Source organism: Treponema putidum (assembly GCF_000755145.1).
Classification (GTDB): Bacteria; Spirochaetota; Spirochaetia; order Treponematales; family Treponemataceae; genus Treponema_B; species Treponema_B putidum.
Genome location: NZ_CP009228.1, coordinates 1 through 22,766 on the forward strand (window position 1 = coordinate 1; position 22,766 = coordinate 22,766).

The 22,766-nt window shown below is 39.5% G+C and carries 23 protein-coding genes; 10 read left to right on the top strand and 13 right to left on the bottom strand.

Going from position 1 to position 22,766, the window contains the following annotated elements; genetic code table 11:
- Positions 1-436 precede the first annotated feature (436 nt).
- On the bottom strand, positions 437-862 hold the full coding sequence (locus JO40_RS00010) for a hypothetical protein (RefSeq protein WP_044977248.1): 426 nt from the start codon (positions 860-862) through the stop codon (positions 437-439).
- Positions 863-890: 28 nt separating this feature from the next.
- Complete coding sequence (locus JO40_RS00015; RefSeq protein ID WP_044977249.1) at positions 891-1,331, bottom strand: hypothetical protein; 441 nt, start codon at positions 1,329-1,331, stop codon at positions 891-893.
- Positions 1,332-1,571: 240 nt separating this feature from the next.
- Here JO40_RS00015 and JO40_RS00020 point away from each other — a divergent pair, with 240 nt between their 5' ends.
- From JO40_RS00020 to leuS, 4 genes are all read left to right on the top strand, one after another.
- Complete coding sequence (locus JO40_RS00020; protein WP_044977250.1) at positions 1,572-2,729, top strand: NAD(P) transhydrogenase subunit alpha; 1,158 nt, start codon at positions 1,572-1,574, stop codon at positions 2,727-2,729.
- Complete coding sequence (locus tag JO40_RS00025; protein ID WP_044977251.1) at positions 2,726-3,028, top strand: NAD(P) transhydrogenase subunit alpha part 2; 303 nt, start codon at positions 2,726-2,728, stop codon at positions 3,026-3,028. The genes JO40_RS00020 and JO40_RS00025 overlap by 4 nt, the downstream gene beginning before the upstream one ends.
- Positions 3,025-5,073: an NAD(P)(+) transhydrogenase (Re/Si-specific) subunit beta gene (locus JO40_RS00030; protein ID WP_044977252.1), complete on the top strand. Its 2,049-nt coding sequence runs from the start codon at positions 3,025-3,027 to the stop codon at positions 5,071-5,073. The genes JO40_RS00025 and JO40_RS00030 overlap by 4 nt, the downstream gene beginning before the upstream one ends.
- 314 nt (positions 5,074-5,387) lie before the next feature.
- Positions 5,388-7,964: a leucine--tRNA ligase gene (gene leuS, locus JO40_RS00035; protein ID WP_044977253.1), complete on the top strand. Its 2,577-nt coding sequence runs from the start codon at positions 5,388-5,390 to the stop codon at positions 7,962-7,964.
- A 10-nt stretch (positions 7,965-7,974) separates the two neighbouring features.
- On the opposite strand, the gene JO40_RS00040 is transcribed toward leuS, so the two are convergent.
- The 11 genes from JO40_RS00040 to JO40_RS00090 all read right to left on the bottom strand — a co-directional run bounded on the left by JO40_RS00040 (position 7,975) and on the right by JO40_RS00090 (position 17,258).
- Positions 7,975-8,397, bottom strand: a complete 423-nt coding sequence (locus JO40_RS00040; RefSeq protein ID WP_245608923.1) for an FMN-binding protein — start codon at positions 8,395-8,397, stop codon at positions 7,975-7,977.
- Between the two features lie 10 nt (positions 8,398-8,407).
- Positions 8,408-9,760 (bottom strand): RIP metalloprotease RseP, encoded by a 1,353-nt coding sequence (gene rseP / locus JO40_RS00045; RefSeq protein WP_044977254.1) that lies wholly within the window; start codon positions 9,758-9,760, stop codon positions 8,408-8,410.
- Positions 9,761-9,779: 19 nt separating this feature from the next.
- Complete coding sequence (gene dxr / locus JO40_RS00050) at positions 9,780-10,925, bottom strand: 1-deoxy-D-xylulose-5-phosphate reductoisomerase (protein ID WP_044979631.1); 1,146 nt, start codon at positions 10,923-10,925, stop codon at positions 9,780-9,782.
- A 20-nt stretch (positions 10,926-10,945) separates the two neighbouring features.
- A complete protein-coding gene (locus JO40_RS00055) occupies positions 10,946-11,803 on the bottom strand; it encodes a phosphatidate cytidylyltransferase (protein ID WP_044977255.1) in 858 nt (285 codons plus the stop codon).
- Between the two features lie 20 nt (positions 11,804-11,823).
- Positions 11,824-12,507: a polyprenyl diphosphate synthase gene (gene uppS, locus JO40_RS00060; RefSeq protein WP_044977256.1), complete on the bottom strand. Its 684-nt coding sequence runs from the start codon at positions 12,505-12,507 to the stop codon at positions 11,824-11,826.
- On the bottom strand, positions 12,508-13,065 hold the full coding sequence (gene frr / locus JO40_RS00065; protein ID WP_044977257.1) for a ribosome recycling factor: 558 nt from the start codon (positions 13,063-13,065) through the stop codon (positions 12,508-12,510).
- An 84-nt stretch (positions 13,066-13,149) separates the two neighbouring features.
- Positions 13,150-13,992, bottom strand: coding sequence for a translation elongation factor Ts (gene tsf / locus JO40_RS00070; protein WP_044977258.1), 843 nt, complete (start codon positions 13,990-13,992; stop codon positions 13,150-13,152).
- Positions 13,993-14,078: 86 nt separating this feature from the next.
- Complete coding sequence (gene rpsB / locus JO40_RS00075) at positions 14,079-14,954, bottom strand: 30S ribosomal protein S2 (RefSeq protein ID WP_044977259.1); 876 nt, start codon at positions 14,952-14,954, stop codon at positions 14,079-14,081.
- Between the two features lie 227 nt (positions 14,955-15,181).
- Positions 15,182-15,799, bottom strand: coding sequence for a Maf family protein (locus tag JO40_RS00080; protein ID WP_044977260.1), 618 nt, complete (start codon positions 15,797-15,799; stop codon positions 15,182-15,184).
- A gap of 15 nt (positions 15,800-15,814) precedes the next feature.
- On the bottom strand, positions 15,815-16,522 hold the full coding sequence (locus tag JO40_RS00085) for a HEAT repeat domain-containing protein (RefSeq protein ID WP_044977261.1): 708 nt from the start codon (positions 16,520-16,522) through the stop codon (positions 15,815-15,817).
- A gap of 136 nt (positions 16,523-16,658) precedes the next feature.
- The gene (locus tag JO40_RS00090; protein ID WP_044979632.1) at positions 16,659-17,258 is read right to left on the bottom strand and encodes a hypothetical protein; all 600 of its coding nucleotides are present in this window, start codon (positions 17,256-17,258) and stop codon (positions 16,659-16,661) included.
- Between the two features lie 121 nt (positions 17,259-17,379).
- Here JO40_RS00090 and JO40_RS00095 point away from each other — a divergent pair, with 121 nt between their 5' ends.
- From JO40_RS00095 to JO40_RS00120, 6 genes are all read left to right on the top strand, one after another.
- Entirely contained in the window at positions 17,380-17,871 is a 492-nt protein-coding gene (locus JO40_RS00095) for a hypothetical protein (protein ID WP_044977262.1), read from the top strand.
- 73 nt (positions 17,872-17,944) lie between these two features.
- The gene (gene flgK / locus JO40_RS00100; RefSeq protein WP_044977263.1) at positions 17,945-19,816 is read left to right on the top strand and encodes a flagellar hook-associated protein FlgK; all 1,872 of its coding nucleotides are present in this window, start codon (positions 17,945-17,947) and stop codon (positions 19,814-19,816) included.
- Between the two features lie 22 nt (positions 19,817-19,838).
- Positions 19,839-21,086 (top strand): flagellar hook-associated protein 3, encoded by a 1,248-nt coding sequence (locus JO40_RS00105; protein WP_084224496.1) that lies wholly within the window; start codon positions 19,839-19,841, stop codon positions 21,084-21,086.
- An 18-nt stretch (positions 21,087-21,104) separates the two neighbouring features.
- Complete coding sequence (locus JO40_RS00110; protein WP_044977264.1) at positions 21,105-21,548, top strand: flagellar assembly protein FliW; 444 nt, start codon at positions 21,105-21,107, stop codon at positions 21,546-21,548.
- Complete coding sequence (gene csrA / locus JO40_RS00115; RefSeq protein WP_044977265.1) at positions 21,548-21,778, top strand: carbon storage regulator CsrA; 231 nt, start codon at positions 21,548-21,550, stop codon at positions 21,776-21,778. Before JO40_RS00110 ends, csrA begins: the two co-directional genes overlap by 1 nt.
- Before the next feature lie 27 nt (positions 21,779-21,805).
- Positions 21,806-22,660 (top strand): DUF368 domain-containing protein, encoded by an 855-nt coding sequence (locus JO40_RS00120; RefSeq protein ID WP_084224497.1) that lies wholly within the window; start codon positions 21,806-21,808, stop codon positions 22,658-22,660.
- The last annotated feature ends 106 nt before the right edge of the window (positions 22,661-22,766 follow it).

Here is a 22,766-nt window from a genome sequence, read left to right on the forward strand (position 1 = left end):
TGGTTAATCAGCTAACCCTTACCGGTTTTTGATACTTTCCTTACCAAAAGCTTTTCGCTTTGGCTATTTTTGTTCTTTCCCTTCCCTCTTAGTTTCAAATATCATTTGCTAAAAAGCATAAAATGCTATTTAGTGAGCAAAAGTGAGTATACATTATTTCCTCACTTTTTGTCAAGTGTTTTCTAAAAGTTTTTTTATTTTTTTTAACATTTTTGCAGCTTTTAAACTGCTAAGCTTAAGAAGCCTCGTCTTCATTCAAAAAGCAAAACTTTCAAAACTTTTCTGGTGTTTTCTGCACTTTTCAATGCAATCCCGCCCTCTCAGACGGTGAAAGCGAATATATACCTTTCTACAACTTTTGTCAAGTCCTTTTATAGGATTTTTTGTAAAATTTTCATTTATTTTTAACAAAAACAGAAAGACATTGATTTGATATTTAATACTCACCCGGAGTAAGTACGATGGTAAACAAACTCTCTTTATTTTTGTCATTATATACAAATTCCATATTCAATTTATCCTTTCGAAATTGTTCAACACTGGTCTGAGACTTAAATTCCGTGGTAAGAGCTTCTTTTGTAGCAGATTCAATCAGTTTCCATACATCTTCCGTATTATCGCTTTTAAGCATGGCAGTAAAGGAATAAATATATTGCAGGGTATGAGAATCTTCAACATAGTTAACCTCATCCAGCTGAATATTATCATCTATTTTTGTAGGGCACTGCTTGTTTAAAGAATCAGCTATAATTTTATAGTTAGTTTTATATCCGTCTTTATCGCTGTCTTTAGCACAAGCAAAACAACATACAAAACAGATCATTATTGCCGTTAAAATACTTATTTTTTTCATTATTTTCATCTTAATCTCCTAAAATTTTATATGTTTTTTAATATTCCGTGTGTTTAAAATCAAATACAAAAAGCTCTTTACCTTCCTTATCTTTAAAAACATAAACAAGTTTTACCTTGTCTTTTCTAAACATATCCAGTGCAGCCTGACCTTTTAAGCCGGATAACATAGCATCTCTCATCATTCCTAAGGTGAGGTCTACAGTATTAGCAGGAATATCCGATTTTTTTATGTTCATTATGCTGTAGCTATAAACTAGAGCATGTTCTTTTGCATTGTATTGAACGGAATCAAGCCTTGTTATTTCATCAAGCATTACGGGACACTGTTTTGTTGCAGCTTCTGCTACCAGCTCATATTTACTTAGATCACCATTGTTTTTTGCCGGACTGATTTTGTTCTCATTTGTTTTACATGAAAAAACAAACACAAAAGACAGCGTTAAAGCAAAAAGAATAATTTTTCTACATGTTTTCATTTTTTTCTCCTAAATTTTTAATTTAGTTGGTATACGCACAACTTAAACTATGAGTATGGTTTTATCACAATTTTAAAAAAAAGATAAGAGCTTAAATAAATAAATTTAAAAATATGCTAGCAAGACTATCAAAAATACATCAAAAATCGAACCTTGACGGTAATGGCGTACTATGGTATAATCGATTGAAATTAAGAGTTCAGTAGAGCTATATAAAACTGTACTCTATAGGAGGATTTTATGATTATTGGTATTCCTAAGGAAATCATGCATGGAGAAGACCGTGTTGCCGCTACCCCGGAAACATGTGAGCTTTTGGTTAAAGACGGACACAAAGTTTTAGTAGAAAAAGGGGCCGGTGAAGGCGCCTATTTCCACGATCCGGAATATGAAAAGGCCGGAGCAGAAGTAGTTTCCGATGTTAAAAAACTTTTTTCCGATTCGGAAATCATTTTAAAGGTAAAAGAACCCCTTTATAATGATGCAATGGGCTGTCATGAAATCGATATGATGCATAAAGGACAGTATCTTATCACGTTTATTCACCCTGCAGCCCCTGTTAACCATGAAATGGTTAAAAACATGGCGAAAAAAGGCGTTATTTCTTTAACACTCGACGGAGTTCCTCGAATTTCAAGGGCACAAAACATGGATGCTCTTACTTCGATGAGTACTTGTGCAGGTTACAAAGGAATTTTAATTGCTGCAAATCTCTTGCCGCGCTTTATCCCTCAAATTTTCTGTGCTGTAGGTATGATTAAACCTATGAATGTCTTAGTAGTCGGAACAGGTGTAGGAGGCTTACAGGCCCTTGCAACAGCCAAAAGACTTGGAGCTGTAACTTATGCAGCAGATATTAGGCCTGCAGCCCGTGAACAAGCTCAGTCCCTCGGTGCTAAGATTATCGATTTAGGTGTTCCTGAAAATGAAGCCATCGGTGAAGGCGGATATGCTCTTCATCTTAAAAAAGAGACCCTCGAAAACGAAAGAAAGCAGCTTGCTCCTCACATTAAGGACATGGACATAATCTTCCTTTCAGCCCTTGTTCCGGGAAAACTTGCTCCGGTTATCATCACCGAAGAAATGGTAAAAACTATGAAACCCGGCTCGGTAATCGTAGATATTTCTATTGACCAAGGCGGAAACTGTGAATTAACACCTCCGGGAGAAGTTGTAAAAAAACACAATGTTCACCTTGTAGGTATTAAAAACATACCCGGGCTTCTTCCTTCAAGCTCTACATGGATGTTTGCTCAAAACATTTGCAACCTTACACGCTACCTTATCAAGGACGGAAAAATTGAACTTGACCGAAATGATGATATCGTCAAAGGTATTCTTACCACCATTGACGGTGAAATCGTTCATAAGGGAGCCAGGGAGGCAATGGGCATATGAGTTTGGAATTGATACTGGTTCTTGTATTTGTTGTAACGACCCTTATAGGCTACAAACTGATCAAGAACGTACCAAGTCTTTTGCATACCCCTCTTATGTCGGGTATGAATGCATTGTCCGGCATTACCATTTTGGCTACAATGACCGCTACGGCAGCTGCAATTACTACAGGAAGCAAAATTTTCGGCTGTATAGGCATCATTTGTGCAACAATAAACGTAGTTGCCGGCTTCGGCCTTACGGATAGAATGCTTAAGATGTTTAAAACCGGTAACGAGTCTAAAGAGGATACAAAATGACGGATACGGTTTATTATATTATTTGCGGAGTACTCAGCATAGGAGTCCTTTTAGGAATCAACATGATGAGTAAGGTTAAATCGGCCGTTAAGGGAAACCGCTTAAGTGCCCTTTGTATGCTTGCAGCCGTATGCGTAACCTTGTATAAATATCAAATTTTTTCTGCAGGAATGATGTGGGCAGGACTTGCCATAGGAGCGGCAATCGGTATTTACCTAACAATAAAGGTAGAAATGATTACCATGCCCCAAACGGTTGCCTTGCTCAACGGTTTAGGCGGAGCGGCTTCGGCTGCTGCAGCCCTCTTAACATTAGCGGCTGTTAATACTGAAACAGGAATTTTTGCGATAGTTACGGGAGGAATAGCCTTAGCAGTAGGAGCACTGACCTTTTCAGGCAGCTTAATAGCCGCAGGAAAACTTCACAAACTTCTTCCTCAAAAACCGACCGTTCTTCCTGCACACCAAATTTTGACTACTGTCAGCTTTTTAGGAATGGTTGCCTTCATTATTCTCCTTCCTATTAAGCCTGAACTAATGATGAGCATTTCAGTTGCAGGACTTGTAATAAGCCTCCTTTTCGGCATCTTCTTTGCGATACGCGTAGGCGGAGCTGACATGCCGATTACGATTTCTCTTTTAAATTCCACTTCCGGTGTTGCCGCTTCGATTGCAGGTATGGCGATAGGAGATATTCTCTTGGTATCGGTCGGAGGCATAGTCGGAGCTTCAGGGCTCCTGCTTACCCAGATTATGTGCAAGGCAATGAATAGAAGCCTCGCTTCAATTCTTTTCAGCAAGGCGGCTTCTCCGGCTAAATCGGCACAGCCGGCAAAACCTGCGAGCCCTTCAGTATCTTCATCAAAAGAAACATCAGAGGCAAAAGCTCAGCAAACGGGAGAAGCAAAACCTGCTCAACAGGAGCTTACGGCAACAGGACATGCCGATAAATCGCAGCTTCCCTCATGGTTCAGCGATGCTAAAGAAATAATTTTTATCCCCGGCTACGGCATGGCTCTTTCACAGGCACAAGGCTTGGTAAAACAGCTCGCAGATAAACTCGAAGCTATGGGAAAGAATGTGCGTTTTGCCATTCATCCCGTCGCAGGAAGAATGCCCGGCCACATGAACGTACTCTTGTGCGAAGTTGATATTCCTTATGATAAGCTCTATGAAATGGAAGCTATAAATCCCGACTTTGATAAGACGGATTTGGCTATTATAATCGGAGCAAGCGATGTTGTAAACCCTGCCGCAAACACGGCAGAAGGTACGCCCATCTACGGAATGCCGGTCTTGGCTGCAGAAAAAGCTAAAAAGCTCATCATCTGTAACTATGACCTACAACCAGGCTATGCGGGAGTTCCAAATCCATTGTATGAACCTAATCCCAATACTATGATGCTGTTAGGCGATGCAAAGGACAGCATAAACACCATGCTCGACTCTCTTAGAACTAAGGGAAGCACCGCAGGAAGCTCTTCAGGCGGAGGAGCCGGCAGCACAGGAGCAGAAGCAAACCGTGAACAAGCCGGAACGGAAGCTCAAATAGGCCATTGGTTTAAGGAAGCAAAGGAAATCATCGTTATCCCCGGCTACGGCATGGCCCTTTCACAGGCACAAGGCTTGGTAAAACAGCTTGCAGATAAACTTGAATCTATGGGAAAAAATGTGCGTTTTGCCATTCACCCCGTCGCAGGAAGAATGCCCGGCCACATGAACGTACTTCTTTGCGAGGTCGATATTCCCTATGACAAGCTCTACGAAATGGAAACCATAAACCCCGACTTCGATAAGGCGGATTTGGCTATCATAATCGGAGCAAGCGATGTTGTAAACCCTGCCGCAAACACGGCAGAAGGTACGCCCATTTACGGAATGCCTGTCTTGGCTGCAGAAAAAGCTAAAAAGCTAATCATCTGTAACTATGACCTTCAGCCCGGCTATGCGGGAGTTCCAAACCCCTTGTATGAACCTAATCCCAACACTATGATGCTCTTAGGAGATGCAAAGGATAGTTTAAACAAGATATTGGAAAATCTATAAGTTAAAGGGGCTTTTTAAAAGCCCCTTTAACTTGAAAAAGGACTAAGGACGTACATTCATAAACGGACTCAGGATGTCCGTGGTTATGTCAAATGCGTACGTCCTTGTACGCATTTGACACCGAGTTTTTCAAAGACAAGCTTTGAAAAACATCGCAATAGTCTACAGTAATCGACCTCCTGTCGATGTTTTGCCTTCAGGCAAACTTGAAGTTCAAAAATGTACTCTGGATGTACATTGTTCATCGGCACTTGAATTTTCTCCCTCTTTTATATAAAATGCTTTCCGTCAATTTAATATACTCGGAGTAAAACATGGCTTATCCTTTTAGTACGATAGAACCTAAATGGCAAAAATATTGGGAAGAAAACAAAACCTTTAAAACAGTTGAAGACAAAAATTATCCTAAAGATAAGAGACTCTATATTTTGGATATGTTTCCCTATCCTTCGGGAGACGGTCTTCATGTAGGACACCCTGAAGGCTATACTGCAACGGACATTTACAGCCGTTTTTTACGTATGAACGGATACAATGTGCTGCATCCGATGGGTTTTGACTCTTTCGGACTGCCTGCAGAAAACTATGCCATTAAGACGGGCGTTCATCCTCTTATTACCACCCGAAAAAATATCGAAACCTTTAAGAAGCAAATAAAATCGATAGGTTTAAGCTATGACTGGGATAGGGAAATTTCTACAAGCGAAGAATCCTATTATAAATGGACCCAGTGGATATTCCTTCAATTATTTAAAAAAGGACTAGCCTACGAAAAAGAAGCGCCCATCAACTGGTGTCCTTCCTGCTTAACAGGCCTTGCAAACGAGGAAGTAAAGGATGGAAAATGCGAAAGATGCGGAGCTCAAATAAAGCGCAAAAACTTGAGGCAGTGGATTTTAAAGATAACCGAATATGCCGAACGCCTCTTACAAGATTTGGACGAACTCGACTGGCCCGAATCCATCAAAATTATGCAAAAAAACTGGATAGGCAAGAGTACGGGGGCCGAGGTGGATTTTGCCCTTGCCGATAAGGACGGAAAAGAAACAGGACAAAAAATAAAGGTTTATACAACCCGCCCCGACACTATCTTTGGAGCTACCTACATGGTATTAGCCCCGGAACACGAGCTCGTAAAAAGCATAACTACAAGTGACCAAGAAAAAGCCGTTGCCGCCTATATTGAAGAGGCTGCAAAAAAAAGCGACCTCGAAAGAACAGACCTTGCAAAAAATAAGACCGGCGTTTTTACGGGAGCCTATGCAATCAATCCATTAACGGAACAAAAAATCCCTGTTTGGATTTCGGACTATATTTTAATTTCCTACGGAACAGGTGCAATTATGGCAGTCCCCTCTCACGATGAAAGAGACTTTGAGTTTGCTGCCCAATTCAATCTCCCTAAAATAAAAGTTGTAGCCGGTACGGAAGAATGGGAAAGCGGAAAAAGAGACTTTTCGGCTGAACCTAAGGCTTGCACAACAGAGGATGGTTATTCGGTAAACTCAAAGCAGTTTGACGGTCTAAAAACGGAAGAAGCAAAGATAAAGATTACGGAATATCTTGAAAACCTAGGTCTTGCAAAAAAGGCTGTAAACTATAAACTACGCGACTGGATTTTCAGCCGTCAGAGGTATTGGGGGGAACCCATACCCTTAGTACACTGTCCTTCTTGCGGAATAGTGCCTATAGACGAAAAAGACCTTCCCCTAACCCTCCCCCAAGTAGAAAGTTATACTCCCACAGGTACAGGAGAAAGCCCCTTGGCTGCTATCGACTCTTGGGTAAATACAAAATGCCCAAAATGCGGAAAGGAAGCAAAACGGGAAACCAATACAATGCCTCAGTGGGCAGGTTCTTGCTGGTACTATCTCCGCTTTATAGACCCTCATAACGATAAAGCCTTTGCAGACAAGGAAAAATGCGATTACTGGATGCCGGTAGATCTTTATGTAGGAGGCACCGAACATGCTGTTCTCCATCTATTGTATGCAAGGTTTTGGCACAAGGTCTTGTATGATCTGGGGCTTGTCTCTACAAAAGAACCCTTTACCCGTCTTATAAATCAGGGGATGATAACCTCCTTTGCCTACATGAGAAAAAACAAGAGCCTTGTTCCGGCCGATAAGGTAAAAAAAATATCGGAAACCGAATTTGAAGACATTGAAACCGGAGAAAAACTTGAACAGGTAATAGCCAAGATGTCCAAGAGTTTAAAGAACGTTATCAATCCCGATGACATCATAAAAGAATACGGAGCAGATACCCTGCGCTTATATGAAATGTTCTTAGGCCCCTTAGAGGTCTCAAAACCGTGGAACACAAGCGGTATTATGGGAGTATTCAGGTTTTTGGAAAAAATATGGAATCTATCCGATAGGGAAATATATAAAACGCCGGTCAACGATACCTCGACCCCTGAAACCAAGACACTCACTGTTCTTTTAAATAAGACGATCAGAAAGGTAACCGAGGACACAGCCTCTCTTAACTTTAATACGGCTATAAGTCAGATGATGATTTTTATAAACGAGGTTTCAAAACATAAAAAAATACCCCACTATGTTTGGTATAATTTTGTAAAACTTTTAAACCCCTACGCTCCTCACTTGGCCGAAGAGCTTTGGCAAAAGATGGGTAATGATGAATCGATAGCCTATTCTCACTGGCCGATGTTTGTCGAAAAATTCTGTGTTGATCAAACCTGCACGGTGGTAGTACAGGTAAACGGAAAACTCCGAGGTAAATTTGAGACAGAGGCAGGCACCTCTAAAGAGGAACTGGAACGCCTTGCTTTATCGAATGAGGGTGCTGTCCGCAACATTGAAGGCAAGGAGATAAAAAAGATAATTACAGTGCCCGATAAACTTGTAAATATTGTTGTACAATAGGGCATCCTACTTAACAAGGGCTATTCTTTTTGGCCTTTAGGCCAGCCTTTAGGCCAGCCTTTAGGCCAGCCTTTAGGCCGGCCTTTAGGCCGGCTTTTTTTAGAGCATCATTTACAGCTTCTAAAAAGGCCTTGCTCGTTAGGGTAGCACCGGCTACGATATCCACATCCGTAGAATTTTTTTCGACAATCCTTTTAGGCAGGTATTCAAAAACGGCATCGCTGTAGCCGGGCGTATCGGCATACTCTAAGATATCTATATGTTTAATTTCGTTTTTTTCTATCACAACCCTTACGCTCATATTTCCCATCAGACTTTCTGCCTTTCCTTCAAAAATACCTGAAACAATCTTTTCATCATTTTTTTCATTACAAGAAAATAAAAGGCTGCTAAAAATAAAAACTATAAGGGCAAAACAAATTTTTTTAATCATATTTGAAAGTTCACCTGCCTAAAAAATATCCTATGTCCCCCCAGAGGGCAAATACGAAAACTATTGCAATAAAGGCTATGCCGATAAACTGAACATAGTACAGCACTTTCGGATGGATTTGCTTTCTAAAGATAAATTCTATAAAAGCAAAAAGAATTAAGCCTCCGTCCAAGATTGGAATGGGCAATAAATTCATTATAAAAAGAGAAATAGAAATTATACTTATAAAGTTTAAGATATCGGAAAGGCCTATTAAAAAACCGGCCTTAAAACCTTGGGCAGCTACATCTCCCAACATGTGGGTAATACGGACAGGGCCTGAAACAGCCTGCCTTAGATCAACCCCCTTAAACAAAAGACCTAAACTTTTAAACGTTAAAACAAAGGCCTTGTGGGTTGAAACAAAACCGTTCACTATGCTCCTAAAAAAGCCTGTTCCGGGAATTTCGACCTTGATAGATTTCATGCTTAAACCTAGGTCTACCCCGTTTTCGGTTCTGATAAGGCTTACGGTTTTTGTAATCTTGTTTCCGCCTCTTAAAATTCCCAGTTCGGCAGTCTTGTCGTTTATACCATCTAGAGCTCGGCTAAAATCTACAGTATTGGCAACTTCAATTCCGTTCAATTCCGTAATAAGGTCGCCTTTTTTAAGGCCTGCAAGTTCGGCAGATGAAGAAGGCTTTACTTCACCTATTTCAAGGGGAATAAAAGAATAAAAACCTATTATTCCTGCACCGGTTTTTGGGTCGAGCTTGGGCTTAAGTTTTTTTATGATAATTTGCCCATCTCTTTCTATTTCTAAGGTAACCTCTTCCTGTGCTTCAGGCACAATGAGACGCACAATATCTGCAAAGGTCTCGGTTTTTTCACCGTTAATGCTTAAAATTACATCCCCCATCCTTAAATCGGCCTCGCGGGCAGGAGAGTTGTCGGCTTCGTTGTAATAATAAACCGGAGCTATCTTATTTGAGCTTGTATAATAGCTTGAACCTATAGCACTTACAATAGCAAGGGCAAGAACCGCACTTATATAGTTTGCAAAGGGGCCGGCAAAGGCAATTATAATCCGCTTAAAAGGGTGTACACCGTAAAGCTCTCCCTTTTTTTTAGGAATTGCAGAGAGGTTTTCTTCGATAGCTTGCTGAAAGGCTTTTTCTCCTTTCATGCCGCAATAACCTCCCATTGGGATTGCAGAAATTCTATATTCCGTGTCTCCTTTCTTTTTTTTAAAAAGAACAGGTCCCCAGCCTATCGAAAAACTTTCTACTACAACACCGCAGAGTTTTGCGGCAATAAAATGACCAAGCTCATGGATAAAGACCATGATACTCAATATAATCAAACCTATTAAAATCTTAACCATAAATTATTCCGTTTTACTTTTATTGCAGGCCGTTTACTCTGCCAAGTATCCTTGCCAAAGCGATCGCTCTTGCCCTGTTTTCATAGTCATAAACTTCTTCATAAGAAGAAAGTTTCATAGTCCAATCCGAATTTAAAACTTCTTGCGTAATATCCGCTAAATCGGTAAAGCTCACCTTTCCATGCATAAAGGCATCAACGGCTTCTTCGTTTGCAACATTAAAAGCTATAGGATAGGCTCCGCCTTTTTTAGCCGCCTCAAAGCCCAAAGCCAGCATGGGAAAATCATCGGTTCTGGGAGGCATAAATTCCAACCTTATAACTTGAGAAAAATCCAAGGGGTTTAAAAATGGTTCAGGCATTTCAGGAAAACTTAAAGCATTTAAAATAGGATTTTTCATATCGGGAGGAGAGGCTTGAGCAAATATCTCTCCGTTTTTACACTGTACCATCGAATGGATTATACTTTGAGGATGAACCGTAACTTCGATTTTTTCGGGCGGAAAAGAAAATAGCTTTACAGCCTCAATTACTTCCAAGGCCTTGTTTGCAAGAGAAGCCGAATCTATCGTAATCTTTCCTCCCATTTTCCATGTCGGATGCTTTAAAGCATCTTCAAGTTTTATGGTGCAAAGCTTTTCCTTAGGCGTATTTAAAAAAGGGCCGCCTGAGGCGGTAATTATAATTTTTTCAATATTTTCTTTTTTATGAGCGTTTATAAGCTGAAAAATCGCAGCGTGCTCCGAATCAACGGGAATTATTTTACTCCCCGTTTTTTCGGCATCTTGAAAAATCAATTCTCCTGCCTCTACTATAGTTTCTTTATTGGCAAGAGCCAAATCCAAACCGCTTTTTATAACTTCTACCGAAGCCTTTAAGCCTGCCGAACCCGCTATACCGTTTATAACGATGTCGGCCTTTGATTCTTCAATCAGCCGGTTTATAGCTTTTACATCTATCTCGTGTTTTAAAGTGGAATCGTTTTTTTTTGTAGAAACAAATTGTGCACCGATAAATTCGGCTTTTATTTTTTTTGCAAAGTCCAAATTTGAATGAACCGAAAAACCGGCAAGTTCAAACCTATCGGAAAATCTTCTTATTACTTCTAAAGAATTTTTTCCTATCGAGCCGCCTGCACCCAGCAATAGAACCCGTTTTTTTTTCATTAAAGGCCGCCTATGTTTCATTAAAGGCCGCCTAATAAGAGTACGCAAAAGCAGTAGAATACGGGCGCGGCTATGAGCAAAGAATCAATGCTGTCAAGAATACCGCCCCGCCCTAAAATCACCTTCCCTGAATCTTTAACATCTGCAGAACGTTTTAAAATTGATTCTATTATGTCTCCGATAATGGCAAAAAAGGCGGTAAAAAGAGCTATTATTATAAGTTCTTTTAATTTTCCGTTAAACTGTTTATTAAAAAAATAAAAGGAAAATACTGCAGCTGTGATTGAACCTATGAAGCCGCCTATAAAGCCTGCAATACTTTTTTTAGGGCTTGCCTTAATAAGGCCTCTGTTGTTTTTTCCAAGCAGCATACCGAAAAACCATGCAAAGGAATCGCAGCCGAAGGTCATAAGAAAAAACATGATGATAAGGGCGCCTGCATTGGGAAGTATTGTTATTAAAGATAAATAAACTGCCAAACCCCAAGGATAAATCAGCATAAACACACCCGCTGTAAATCGACTGATGCTGTTAGTAAAATTTCCCGAAAATGAAAAGATAATTTCCATAAACATCATTCCGGCGGTTACACAGCCGAAGATAAGAAAGATGCAGTAGAACGGTAAAACATTTAAGCCTATTAGGTATGATGAAAACAAAAGGATTGATCCGAAGAAAGCAAGAATTTTTTTAGGATAGGCCGGTGATTTTTGGGATAAAATATTATATATTTCATAATTTGCAATTAAGGCAGCTATAAATAACTCAATATGATAAGCTAAAAAATTATAATTAGGAATAAAATAAATGGAAGCTAAAATTAAAGGTGCACCCACAAAAAATATGACAAGTCTTTCAATAATTTTTTTTATTTTCATTTTATTCTCCGTTTATTACATTAAGCGTTTCCATAACGTCTGTTTCTTTTTTTATAATCTTCTATTGCTTCATATAGGTCTTCCGCTGTCCAGTCAGGCCACAAGGTATCCGTAAAATATAGTTCCGCATAGGCACTTTGCCAAAGCAGAAAATTACTTAAACGCTTTTCTCCGCCCGTCCTTATAAGCAGATCTACAGGTGGAATTTTACCCGTATCCAACTTCGAATCAAAAAGTTCTTCGCTTATTGTAGACAGCTCGTCCGGGTTTATTTTTCTTATCGCCCTTATTATCTCGTTTTGAGAACCGTAATTTATTGCAAGCACAATTGCAGTCCCTGTATAATTTGCAGTTTGAGCTTTTACTGTAGCTATCTCATTTTGAATATCTTGAGGTAAACCGTATAAATTGCCTATATGTTCAATACGTATATTATTATCGGCATAAAATTTAAGCTCAGCCCTCAAATGCTGCTTAATAAGGCCCATCAAAAACCCGACCTCGGACTCGGTTCTTTTCCAGTTTTCGGTAGAAAATACATAAAGCGTTATATAAGGAATTCCCAGATCGGATACGGCCTTGGTTATTTTTTTTGCGGTATTAAGCCCTTCCTTATGTCCCATAGAACGGGGAAGTCCTCTTTTTTTTGCCCATCTGCCATTGCCGTCCATGACAATGGCAATATGTTTTAGGTCATCGGACATTTAGTTTTCCATTATTTCCTTTTCTTTTGCTTCAAGAACTTTATTTATTTCGGAAATATAAGCATCCGTAGATTTTTGTAATACATCTTCAGCTGTTTTTAACTGATCTTCGCTTATCTTTCCGTCTTTTTGTAATTTTTTTGCCTCATCGATTCCGTCCCGTCTGATATTGCGGATAGAAACCCTTGAATTCTCGGCAATGGTCTTTGCCTTTTTTGCAAGGTCTTTTCTGCGGTCTTCCGTCAGAGGCGGAATTGCAATGCGGATAACCTTTCCGTCATTTGTAGGATTTACCGAAAGGTCAGCCTGCAGCACAGCTTTTTCGATTTCGACCAATAAGGATTTATCCCATGGCTGAATTACTACAAGCCTTGCTTCAGGAATAGAAATATTTGCAAGCTGGTTAAGAGGGGTGCTCTCTCCATAACAGTTTACCTTTATCTTATCAAAAAGGGCTGAAGATGCCCTTCCGGTTCTAAGCATATTAAATTCTTCTTTTAACGCAGAAACCGTTTTTTTCATTTTTTCTTCGCAACTTTTTTTAACTTCCTCTATCATAATTTGCCTCCGATTTATTTTTACCGGTTATATGCTGTCCCCCTTAAACTTAAAGAGAGGCAGCATAACATCTTAAATTGTGTTTTAGGCTTTAACACCTAATTGAAAAATAACCAGCTTTGATAAGCTCAAAGAAGCTCCGGCTTCTTTTCCGACCTCAGCCATTTTCTTTGAGACTGAAAGTTTGTCATCCTTGACAAAGGGCTGTTCAAGAAAACAGATTTCGGATAAATGCTTTGAAATTTTTCCTTTAACAATTCCCTCTTTTACATTATCCGGCTTATCCATGTCTGCAACCTGACCTCTAAAGATTTCTTCTTGTTCTTTGATGTAAGATTCATCCACATCTTCTTTTTTAACATAGAGGGGCAAAAATGCTGCTGCATGTAAACAGCAGTCATAAGCAAAGTCTTGAACCGCACTTTTTTCAAAGATTTCCGGCTTATCCGACTTTAAAACTACAATGACTCCAGTTTTTTTATCGGAATGAATATAGCGTGAAAGGTACTCGTCTGTACCGGCCTTTACACTGATTAAGCGTGTAAGGTTCATGTTCTCGCGTACGCGGGTAGCCAAATCCAAGAGCTTATCATTTAGTTCGGGAGTAACTTCAGAAATGTCTTTATCAAAGGCCGTTTTTGCAATGTCTTCTCCGACGGCGATAAAGTCCGCATTTTTTGCAACAAAGTCGGTTTCGCAAGTCATTTCAAGCATAACAGCTTTCTTATTATCATTTTTGATAACAATAATACCTTCACTTGTTGCTCTATCAGCACGTTTTTCGACGGCAGCCAGACCTTTTTCTTTTAAATATTTTTCAGCCTCTTTGGCATCCCCGTTACAGTGCTGTAAAGCCTTTTTGCACTCCATCATACCTGCACCGGTTTTATCTCGCAATTCTTTTACATCAGATGCTTTAATATCCATAAATTTCTCCTATAAAAACTAGAAGATTAACAGTGAGGCAGAATTTCTGCCGAGCTGTTTATCGAATCTCCTATAAAAACTTTTATTTACTTGTCGTCATATAAATCCTCATCATTTACGAGAGGATTTTCTTCTTCATCCACATCATCTCCGGAAGTTTCATCTTTGGGAGTGTAGTTGGAATAATCGGTAATTTCTTCTTCTCTGTCCTGATAAGGATCAACACCTGAATCGCCGGACTCCTCATCTTCCTGAAGATTTTCGATGATTTTAAGGCCGTGTTCGTTATCGGCCTCGATAACGGCATTAGCGATTACGCCTGTAAAAAGCGAAATAGCTCTGATTGCATCATCGTTTCCGGGGATGGGATAATCGATGCCTTCGGGATTGCAGTTGGTATCAACAACGGCAATAATAGGAATACCTAATGAGCGGGCTTCTCTGATAGCAATTTCTTCTTTTCGGGTATCGATAATAAATAGAATTCCGGGTAGATCCTTCATCTCCTTAATGCCGCCTAAGTTTTTTTCAAGCTTTGCTTTTTCTTTTTGGAGAGAAGCGATTTCTTTTTTTGTTAGGTTATCGAATGTCCCGTCAACTTCCATTTTTTCGATTTTCTTAAGACGGGCCAAACTCTTTTTGATTGTTGAAAAGTTTGTAAGCATTCCGCCAAGCCAGCGGTTGTTTACATAGAACATTCCGCATCTTTCAGCTTCTTTTTGAATTGTCTGCTGGGCCTGCTTCTTTGTTCCTACGAACAAAACCGACTTCCCTTCCGAAGTTGTTTTGCGTACGGCTTCATAGGCCTCACGGATTGCTACGATTGTTTTTTGTAAATCGATGATGTGAATTCCGTTTCTTTCAGAAAAAATGTACTTTTTCATTCTCGGATCCCAGCGTTTTACTTGATGGCCGAAATGTACGCCCGATTCAAGTAAGTTTTTCATGGTTACTACTGCCATGTGTTTCTCCTTTGGAGCTAAAAAGCTCCTGCCTTCTCTATTTCTCGGAACAGAGTACAGCCAATTAAACTGCCTAGGGGCTAATCTTATAGCCGTACATCCTTCCGGATATTTACCGTAAAAACGGCATATCGGTATTATATAATTTTTTGAAGTTTTTGTATAGTGCTTGACAAAGTTTACTTAAAAGAGTTTTATCTAAGGCCTTAAATTCGCAGGTTTTTCGATTAAAGAATACTGAATCCCTTTTCATTTAAGATTTCATAAAGCTCTTTTATAGGAAGGCCGACTATGCCGGTATAGGAGCCTTCGATTTTTTCAATAAAAAAAGAAGCCTTACCTTGAATTTTATAAGCCCCTGCAGCATCCTTCCATTCTTCGGTTTTTATATATGCGGAAATTTCTTTATCTGAAAGTTTTTTAAAAAAGACCTTAGAAATATTGTGTTTTTCATTTACTTGACCTGTTTTACAGTCAAGAAGGCAGATTGCACTCACCACAAAATGGGCTGAACCGGAATGGCTTTTAAGCATCATTTCGGCTTCTTTTTCGGTTTTAGGTTTACCGAAGATTATCTTTTTATTTGGAATTTCAGTATCGATAGCAAAAACAAGAGTATCTGCCGCCAATATCAGCTTATTAAGGTTATTGTCCGCAGTTTGCGGTAAGGTCTTAAAAAGGCTTTCCGCCTTACAGTGCGCAGTTAAAATACATTTTTTTACCGGATCTTTTTCGGTTATTAAAGATTCATCAAAATTAGACGGTTTAATATAAAATAAAACACCCAGCGAATCGAGTATCTCTTTTCGTCTGGGTGATGCAGAAGCTAAAATCAGCTCTTTCATTCTTTTAGCTAAATTTTAGTTCTTATTTTGTCCGCTCACTATTGATTTTAGGACTTCCATAGCTCTGTTTCTTACAGGAGTTATGTAGTTAAAGTTATTTGCAATTCTCATAATACTTTCAGTCATAGCTCTCTTATCTTTTACAGTGGGAGCCAATTTTTCATAAGCATTGAGTACTTCAAGGGCCAAGGAGCTTTGAGGGTTAATAATATCGAATTTGCGGTTGATAAAATTTATCATATCTACAACCTCATCATTATTGTTGTAACCCAATTCTCCTAAAGATTTAACGGCTTCCATAATTACTACCGGCTCATTATCGGTGTACATAACGGTCATAAGAGATTTCTTTGCCTGTTCGTTTTTAATTTTTCCTAAAAGACGGCATGCCTCCCTTCTGACATCGGGATAGTTATTGGCAACTCTTCCGTTTTCACGTACGACCGAGGTAAGGCCTACAGTCGCAAGAGAATCAAGAGCTTCCTGCAGTTCAGGTGTTACCCTCCCGCTCTCAATAGCTTCTTCAACCATCTGCAAGGCTACAAACTTAGAATCGCGGCCTTCCGTTGTAACCATCTCTTTAAGAATTATGCCCTCCATCGAATTAAGATAGGCTTCTTCAACTGTCATCATAGAGCCGGGCTTTTCTCCCTCCTCTGCAAATACAAAGCATAATCCTAAACATAATATCATCATTACAAAAACTAAAGACTTTCGTCGCATGTTCAATTACCCCCTAGTTTGGTACATTACCTTTATTTTCAATCATTTTCATTGTAAAGTCAAGTAGTAAAACTTGCTTTTTTTATTTTTATAGTCAAAATAGTCAAATTCGATGAAAAACCTCTAAAAGCCCGTTTTAAGGAACCAAAAGCCATCTGTCATCTATTTTTTCAAATCTATAAAGCACCTTAGAGTCTGTCGTCCTAGCTTCAACCTTAGTCGGTGATAAATAAGTAATATCATCAAACACTTTGTTTTGTCTTGAAGGAACAAAAACATAGTAAAAATAGTCTTCAATACTTTTTAACTGCGTTCCTTTTTGATGAGCAGGAAGTCCCTCGCTGGCTTTTTTCAAAACTTCAGGCTTTGAAAATTCTTTTATATAATCTTTTGAAAGCCAGTATCTCCAGCGGCCATAGTCCTTTTTTGCCGTTATATCGTTTAGTTTTTTTACAACCTCTTCAATTTCGGACTTAGCTATCTCCTTGTCCTTTTTGGTAATGGAAACGCCCTCAAATTGAGCAACAACTTCTTCATCCGCAGGTTTTGATACTTCAGCCTGAGGCTTTTCCTCTTCTATAGGCTTTTCAGCCTCTGGTTTTTGAACCTGCTGAGGCTTTTCTTCCGGTACAGGAGTTTCAACAACAGAAACAGGCTTTGTTTCAGGTGCGGATGCACATGAACCTATTAAAATTACAACAAGGCATAGGCCTAAACAATAAAAAGTCTTTTTCATACAATTATAATACATTTATTTTCGGCTTACGTCAACTGAAATGTTATTTCTTTTCATAAATTAAAAATTCTCTAATGCTTTTTTTTTATATGCCGATACTGCCTCTGAGGAGTAGATTGCTATGGAAAAACATTCGGTTGCGGCAGACATAAAAAGCATTTTACATGAACAAATTGATTTAATCGATAATATCTATAATTTGCAAAAGGCTATGTACCAAGGTGTTTTGGATAGAGACTGGCAGGAAAGTGAAAAAAACTTGAGTTCCTTAAACGATGCTTCCGTAAAATTTTCGCATTTGGATAAAAAATTATACGGACTTTTGCAAGCTGATGAAAATGATTCTCACGAAATTGACTTTTATGCACAGACAAAACAATTTGCTCCGGCAGATAAGAAGCAGATCGATTCTTTATATGAAAAATTAAAAGAAAGAGTTTTCTATTCAAAAATTGAAAATGATGTTTTCTCAAATTATGTTTCACATGCTCAAGCCTTGGTGAATGGTGTAGTAAATATTATTTCGGAAGAAAGAAACGGAAAATGTTATACTGCGAAAGGGAAACGGGTTAATACGGAAATAACAAGCCTCGTTTTAAATGAGGTCTTATAAAGGAGGTGCGATAAACAGTTCGGCAGAAATTCAGCCTCACTGTTTATCTACCGTAATTATTATGGAGGTATAGATGGCGACATTTGATGCAATAGAATTAGGAAAAAGAAGTTTGTTTGCTCACCAGCAGTCGATTCAAACGGCGGGTCATAATATTTCGAATTCTTCGACAAAGGGATATACAAGGCAGAGGGTAAACCTCGATGCTTTTGAGCCTCTTTACAGGCCAGACTTAACCAGAGCAGAAACACCCGGGCAAATCGGACAGGGAGTTACCATAGGTTCCATTACCCGATTAAGGGATGAGCTTTTGGATCAAAGAATTATAGGGGCTGCCGATGACCTAGGCTATTGGGAAACAAGAAACTCTTATATTGCTCTTTTGGAACAGGTTCATAACGAACCCGAAGACATTTCCGTCCGAAGCCGAATGGACCAGTTTTGGGAGGCTTGGCAAGAACTTTCACTCTACCCTGAGTCGGATGCTGCCCGTCAGGTAGTCCGTACACGGACTGAAACTTTAACGGATGCCATTCATCATCAATTCCGCGGCTTACAGGGCATAAGGGACATGGTACACGGCGACATAGAAGCAACCGTAAAGCAGGTAAACGACCTTACAAGCCGTATAGCCAAACTAAACGAAGAAATAGTTAAGGTTAAGGCTATGGGAGACAATCCCAATGATTTAATGGATAAAAGAGACCTTTTAACCGAAAAACTTTCTTCTCTTATTGATATTTCCGTAGATAAAAGAGATGAAGACGAAACATACGTCATTCATACGGCCGGTTTGGAAATAGTACAGGGAAGAACACACCGAACATTCGATTTTAGGGCCTCAACTGAAAACGATAAATATGCAGACGTTATCTGGGAAGATTCCGGTAATTTAGCTCATTTTGAATCGGGAAAACTAGCCGCTTTGATTGAGCTTAGGGATACGGATATCCGAAACGAAATCAGAAAACTGGATACGATGACAATGAACTTTGTCGATTTGGTAAATGATGTCCACAGAAGTGCTATGAGTCCCAACGGAAAAACGGGCATCGATTTTTTTAAGGAACAATATTTTATAAACAATACCCTCGGCAATTTTGACAGAAACGGAGACGGAGAATATGATTCTTCCTACATCTTCAGAATTACAAGTACCAACACCCTTGACCCGCGTGAACAAATAGGCCTTGAAGGAACCTTAACCCTTTCGTCTGGGGACGGCATTGTGCAGGTACCCTATTATTCGACTGATATGGTTTCAGACCTTGTAGAAAGGATTAACAGATCAGGCTCCGAAGTAGCGGCTTACCTTGACCAAAACAATAAACTTGTTTTAAAAGGTATGACAAGCCTTGATAAAGAAAATCCTGACTTTGTTATCCGTCATGTCGAGGATTCGGGAAGATTTTTAGCAGGCTATTCGGGCGTGCTTTCTCAGGCAGGGCAGGAAGGTGCCTATGACTGGGGAAGAGCAAATGCGGTTGATGTATTATCCGGAGCCCAATATGCGGTCTCTCCCATAGCCCATCCTTCAGGCTGGATGGAAATAAATCCCGTAATCAAAAGCGATATACAAAATATAGCTTCAGGTTATAAGGGACCGGAAGGCGTCGCCTATCCGGGAGACAACAGAGCCGCTCTTGCAATAGCCGCAATCAGAAATACTCCCGTAATGGTAGGGCTCTCAGCCACCTTTGACGACTTTTTTGCCGATACTGTAACCGAAATCGGTCTAAAAGGCGAGCAGGCAGAAATGACCTTAAACACACAGATAGCCATTGTAAAGGAATTACACGATATGAGGGATTCAGTATCGGGCGTAAACATAGACGAAGAACTATCGGATATTATCAAATTTCAGCACGGGTATAATGCTTCTGCAAGATTTGTTTCGGTAATCAACGAAATGATAGACACCGTTATAAACAGAATGGGTGTCTAGCTTTTAAGGTTTGGAGTAAAATATGATGAAAAGAATTAGTACAAATATTCAGCACACGGACAGTAATTTTTCGATGAGGAATCAGGAGTCGAGGCTTCATAATCTAAATAATCAGATACAGTCCCAACGGCGGATAAACCAGCTTAGAGATGACCCCGTTTCTGCAGGACACTCGGTAAGGTACAAGTCCTATCTTGCCCGCCTCGAAAGGTTTGAAAAAAACACAAAAACCTTGAGAGATCAATATATGTCGGCCGAAACCTATATGAATAATTCGCTCCAAGTTGTTCAGCGTTTAAGAGAACTTTCAGTACAGGGAGCAAACGGAACCTATACACCGGATGACCTAAAAGATATGGCAGCCGAGGCCGATGAACTTTTAAAAGAACTTATTCAAAACGGAAATGCCGTAAATTCGGACGGTGTCAGAGTTTTTTCGGGAACCAAAAGTTTTACAGAGCCCTTTGAAACCGTAATGGGAGATGTGGACGGAGCAGGTTCCGCCCTTATAACTCAGGTCAGATATAACGGTACGGTCGATTCAAAAGAAGTTGAAACCGATGAGCTTTCTTTTATGAGGGCAGATCAGGCCGGTAACAGGGTATTTTGGGCAGAGCAGCAAATTCTTATTTCTCAAACTGATGCCCGAAACTTTGTTATAAAAGAAGACACAAGCATCGAGGTTGACGGGGTTGAAATTCCCTTAATTGCAGGCGACAATGTTTATGCAATTATGTCAAAGATAAACGATTCGGGAGCCGCAGTAAAAGCAAGCCTTGACCCGATAACAAGCGGCTTAAACCTTACAACTACCGATGCCCGCCAGCTTTGGCTTAGAGATGCGGAAGGAAGCACCGTTTTATCCGAATTGGGCTTAATAAAGGCCGAACAAAGACCGCCCTACAATTTGGCAAATTCGGTACGCGTTTCGGGGGGCTCTCTTTTTGATGCAGCCATTGCCGTCCGCGATGCTTTCCTTTCGGGAGACCAAGAAGCCCTAGGCGGAAAGATTTTAGGAAGCCTCGATGAAGGCATACACAATCTTACTACAAGAATGGCCGAAACGGGTTCCAAGTATGCAAGAGCCGAAGTAATATTAGCCCGCATTGATACGCAAACCTTAAATGTAACGGCGGCAGAGGCGCGCGAAGCAGACTTGGACATTACAAAGGCGATAACCGATCTAAAGATGTTTGAACATACTCATCAAGCTTCTTTAAGCGTATTGGGAAGACTTTACAGGGATTCACTTTTAAACTACTTAAAATAGAAATAGGATGGATTTACAATGGAAATTAAGACAAAAGCCATGGGGCTTGTTGAGATTCAGGATGAACAGATAATAGAATTGGTTGACGGATTTTACGGATTTGAAGAATTTCATAAATACGCCTTATTGGATTCGGGAAAAGACCCCTTCTTTTGGGTTCAATCCCTTGACGATGAAAATTTAGCCTTCATCGTTATAGATCCTTTTTTGTTCAGACCCGATTATGAGCTGGATATCGATGACGAATTATTAAAACCGATAGAGGCAGAATCTCCTAAAGACCTCTTGGTTTTTGCCCTTGTTACCATTCCGCCTACAGGAGCACCTATTACGGCAAATTTGCAGGGCCCTCTTATTATAAACAAAAAGAATAAAAAGGCTTTTCAGGCTGTCTTAAATGACGGAAAATGGAATACAAAACACGACATTCTTGCAGAGCTTAATACTGCGGGGAGGAACTGATGCTCATACTTTCCCGTAAAACAAACCAAAAAATTCTAATAGGCGATAACATAGAACTTACCATAATCGATATTCGGGGAGATCAGGTAAAGATAGGTGTAGATGCACCGGCATCGGTCAAGGTTTTCCGTGAAGAAATCTACCAAGAAATCCAAAATGAAAACAAGGCAGCCTTAGTCCGCGATGCAAAACTTAATTTACCCGAACTGCATATTAAAAAGAATAACTAAATCCCAATTGTTTATATTGTAAAATTTATATATAATGAAACAATGTTAAACTATATAAAGAAAATAATTGCAGGTATTGCCATCGGTATAGCGAATGTTATACCGGGAATTTCGGGTGGAACAATAGCCGTCATTTTCGGAGTTTATTCGGATCTTATAGGAGCGGCAAGCCTTGACGTAAAAATCATTAAGAATAATTTTAAAATTTATCTTTGTCTTTTCGGAGGAGTCGGTCTGGGCGTTCTCCTTTTTGCACGCCTATTCAAACTTGTTTATGAAAGGTTTCCTGTACAAACAAGTTTCTTTTTTGCGGGTCTAATAATCGGAAGCATATTTATAATTTTTGAATTTGTCAAAGAAAAAGAACAAAAAAAGCCTATAAAAATCGTACTTAAAATTATTTGGTTTTTGATAGGTTTAAGCATAATGCTTGCCCTATACTTTTTTAAAGGTGCAGAGGGTTCATCAAATGCGGTTATAAAAACATTGAGCTTAACTAACTTCATATTTTTATTCATAGCAGGCTTTGCAGGAGCTGCCGCAATGGTAATTCCGGGCATATCAGGCTCCTTCATTCTTTTAATAATGGGAGCCTATTACACAGTCTTAAAAGCAATTACAGACTTTAACATTCCACTTCTTATACCTGTCGGTCTAGGAATTCTTGCAGGTATCATTTTATCTGCCAGATTAATAGGTTTTTTAATGGAAAAATTTCCTAAGATCACCTATGCCTTTATTTTAGGCCTCGTTTCAGGTTCAATCAGACATATATTGCCGGAAGACTGGCTGCAACATTCTATGAAGCCAATTACACTCCTCTGTATGCTTGCAGGCTATGGCTTGATAATTCTTTTTGAAAAAAAGAAAACACGGAAATAATCAACACCCCCGACGCAAGCGTGCATTGCACAGCAACAGGATATTAAACCATCCGCACGAATAAAAGACTTCACCCATTGCAATTTTTTTGATTTTTTATTATACT

What these genes read in the sequence shown, in the direction of transcription:
- leuS (WP_044977253.1), top strand. Translation starts at nt 5,388, where the DNA reads ATGGCTTATCCTTTTAGTACGATAGAACCTAAATGGCAAAAATATTGG.
- JO40_RS00030 (WP_044977252.1), top strand. Translation starts at nt 3,025, where the DNA reads ATGACGGATACGGTTTATTATATTATTTGCGGAGTACTCAGCATAGGA.
- JO40_RS00020 (WP_044977250.1), top strand. Translation starts at nt 1,572, where the DNA reads ATGATTATTGGTATTCCTAAGGAAATCATGCATGGAGAAGACCGTGTT.
- tsf (WP_044977258.1), bottom strand. Translation starts at nt 13,992, where the DNA reads ATGGATATTAAAGCATCTGATGTAAAAGAATTGCGAGATAAAACCGGT.
- JO40_RS00085 (WP_044977261.1), bottom strand. Translation starts at nt 16,522, where the DNA reads ATGCGACGAAAGTCTTTAGTTTTTGTAATGATGATATTATGTTTAGGA.
- JO40_RS00105 (WP_084224496.1), top strand. Translation starts at nt 19,839, where the DNA reads ATGATGAAAAGAATTAGTACAAATATTCAGCACACGGACAGTAATTTT.
- JO40_RS00015 (WP_044977249.1), bottom strand. Translation starts at nt 1,331, where the DNA reads ATGAAAACATGTAGAAAAATTATTCTTTTTGCTTTAACGCTGTCTTTT.
- JO40_RS00095 (WP_044977262.1), top strand. Translation starts at nt 17,380, where the DNA reads ATGGAAAAACATTCGGTTGCGGCAGACATAAAAAGCATTTTACATGAA.
- JO40_RS00010 (WP_044977248.1), bottom strand. Translation starts at nt 862, where the DNA reads ATGAAAATAATGAAAAAAATAAGTATTTTAACGGCAATAATGATCTGT.
- JO40_RS00080 (WP_044977260.1), bottom strand. Translation starts at nt 15,799, where the DNA reads ATGAAAGAGCTGATTTTAGCTTCTGCATCACCCAGACGAAAAGAGATA.
- JO40_RS00025 (WP_044977251.1), top strand. Translation starts at nt 2,726, where the DNA reads ATGAGTTTGGAATTGATACTGGTTCTTGTATTTGTTGTAACGACCCTT.
- rpsB (WP_044977259.1), bottom strand. Translation starts at nt 14,954, where the DNA reads ATGGCAGTAGTAACCATGAAAAACTTACTTGAATCGGGCGTACATTTC.
- JO40_RS00090 (WP_044979632.1), bottom strand. Translation starts at nt 17,258, where the DNA reads ATGAAAAAGACTTTTTATTGTTTAGGCCTATGCCTTGTTGTAATTTTA.
- uppS (WP_044977256.1), bottom strand. Translation starts at nt 12,507, where the DNA reads ATGTCCGATGACCTAAAACATATTGCCATTGTCATGGACGGCAATGGC.
- frr (WP_044977257.1), bottom strand. Translation starts at nt 13,065, where the DNA reads ATGATAGAGGAAGTTAAAAAAAGTTGCGAAGAAAAAATGAAAAAAACG.
- JO40_RS00055 (WP_044977255.1), bottom strand. Translation starts at nt 11,803, where the DNA reads ATGAAAATAAAAAAAATTATTGAAAGACTTGTCATATTTTTTGTGGGT.
- JO40_RS00110 (WP_044977264.1), top strand. Translation starts at nt 21,105, where the DNA reads ATGGAAATTAAGACAAAAGCCATGGGGCTTGTTGAGATTCAGGATGAA.
- rseP (WP_044977254.1), bottom strand. Translation starts at nt 9,760, where the DNA reads ATGGTTAAGATTTTAATAGGTTTGATTATATTGAGTATCATGGTCTTT.
- JO40_RS00040 (WP_245608923.1), bottom strand. Translation starts at nt 8,397, where the DNA reads ATGATTAAAAAAATTTGTTTTGCCCTTATAGTTTTTATTTTTAGCAGC.
- csrA (WP_044977265.1), top strand. Translation starts at nt 21,548, where the DNA reads ATGCTCATACTTTCCCGTAAAACAAACCAAAAAATTCTAATAGGCGAT.
- flgK (WP_044977263.1), top strand. Translation starts at nt 17,945, where the DNA reads ATGGCGACATTTGATGCAATAGAATTAGGAAAAAGAAGTTTGTTTGCT.
- dxr (WP_044979631.1), bottom strand. Translation starts at nt 10,925, where the DNA reads ATGAAAAAAAAACGGGTTCTATTGCTGGGTGCAGGCGGCTCGATAGGA.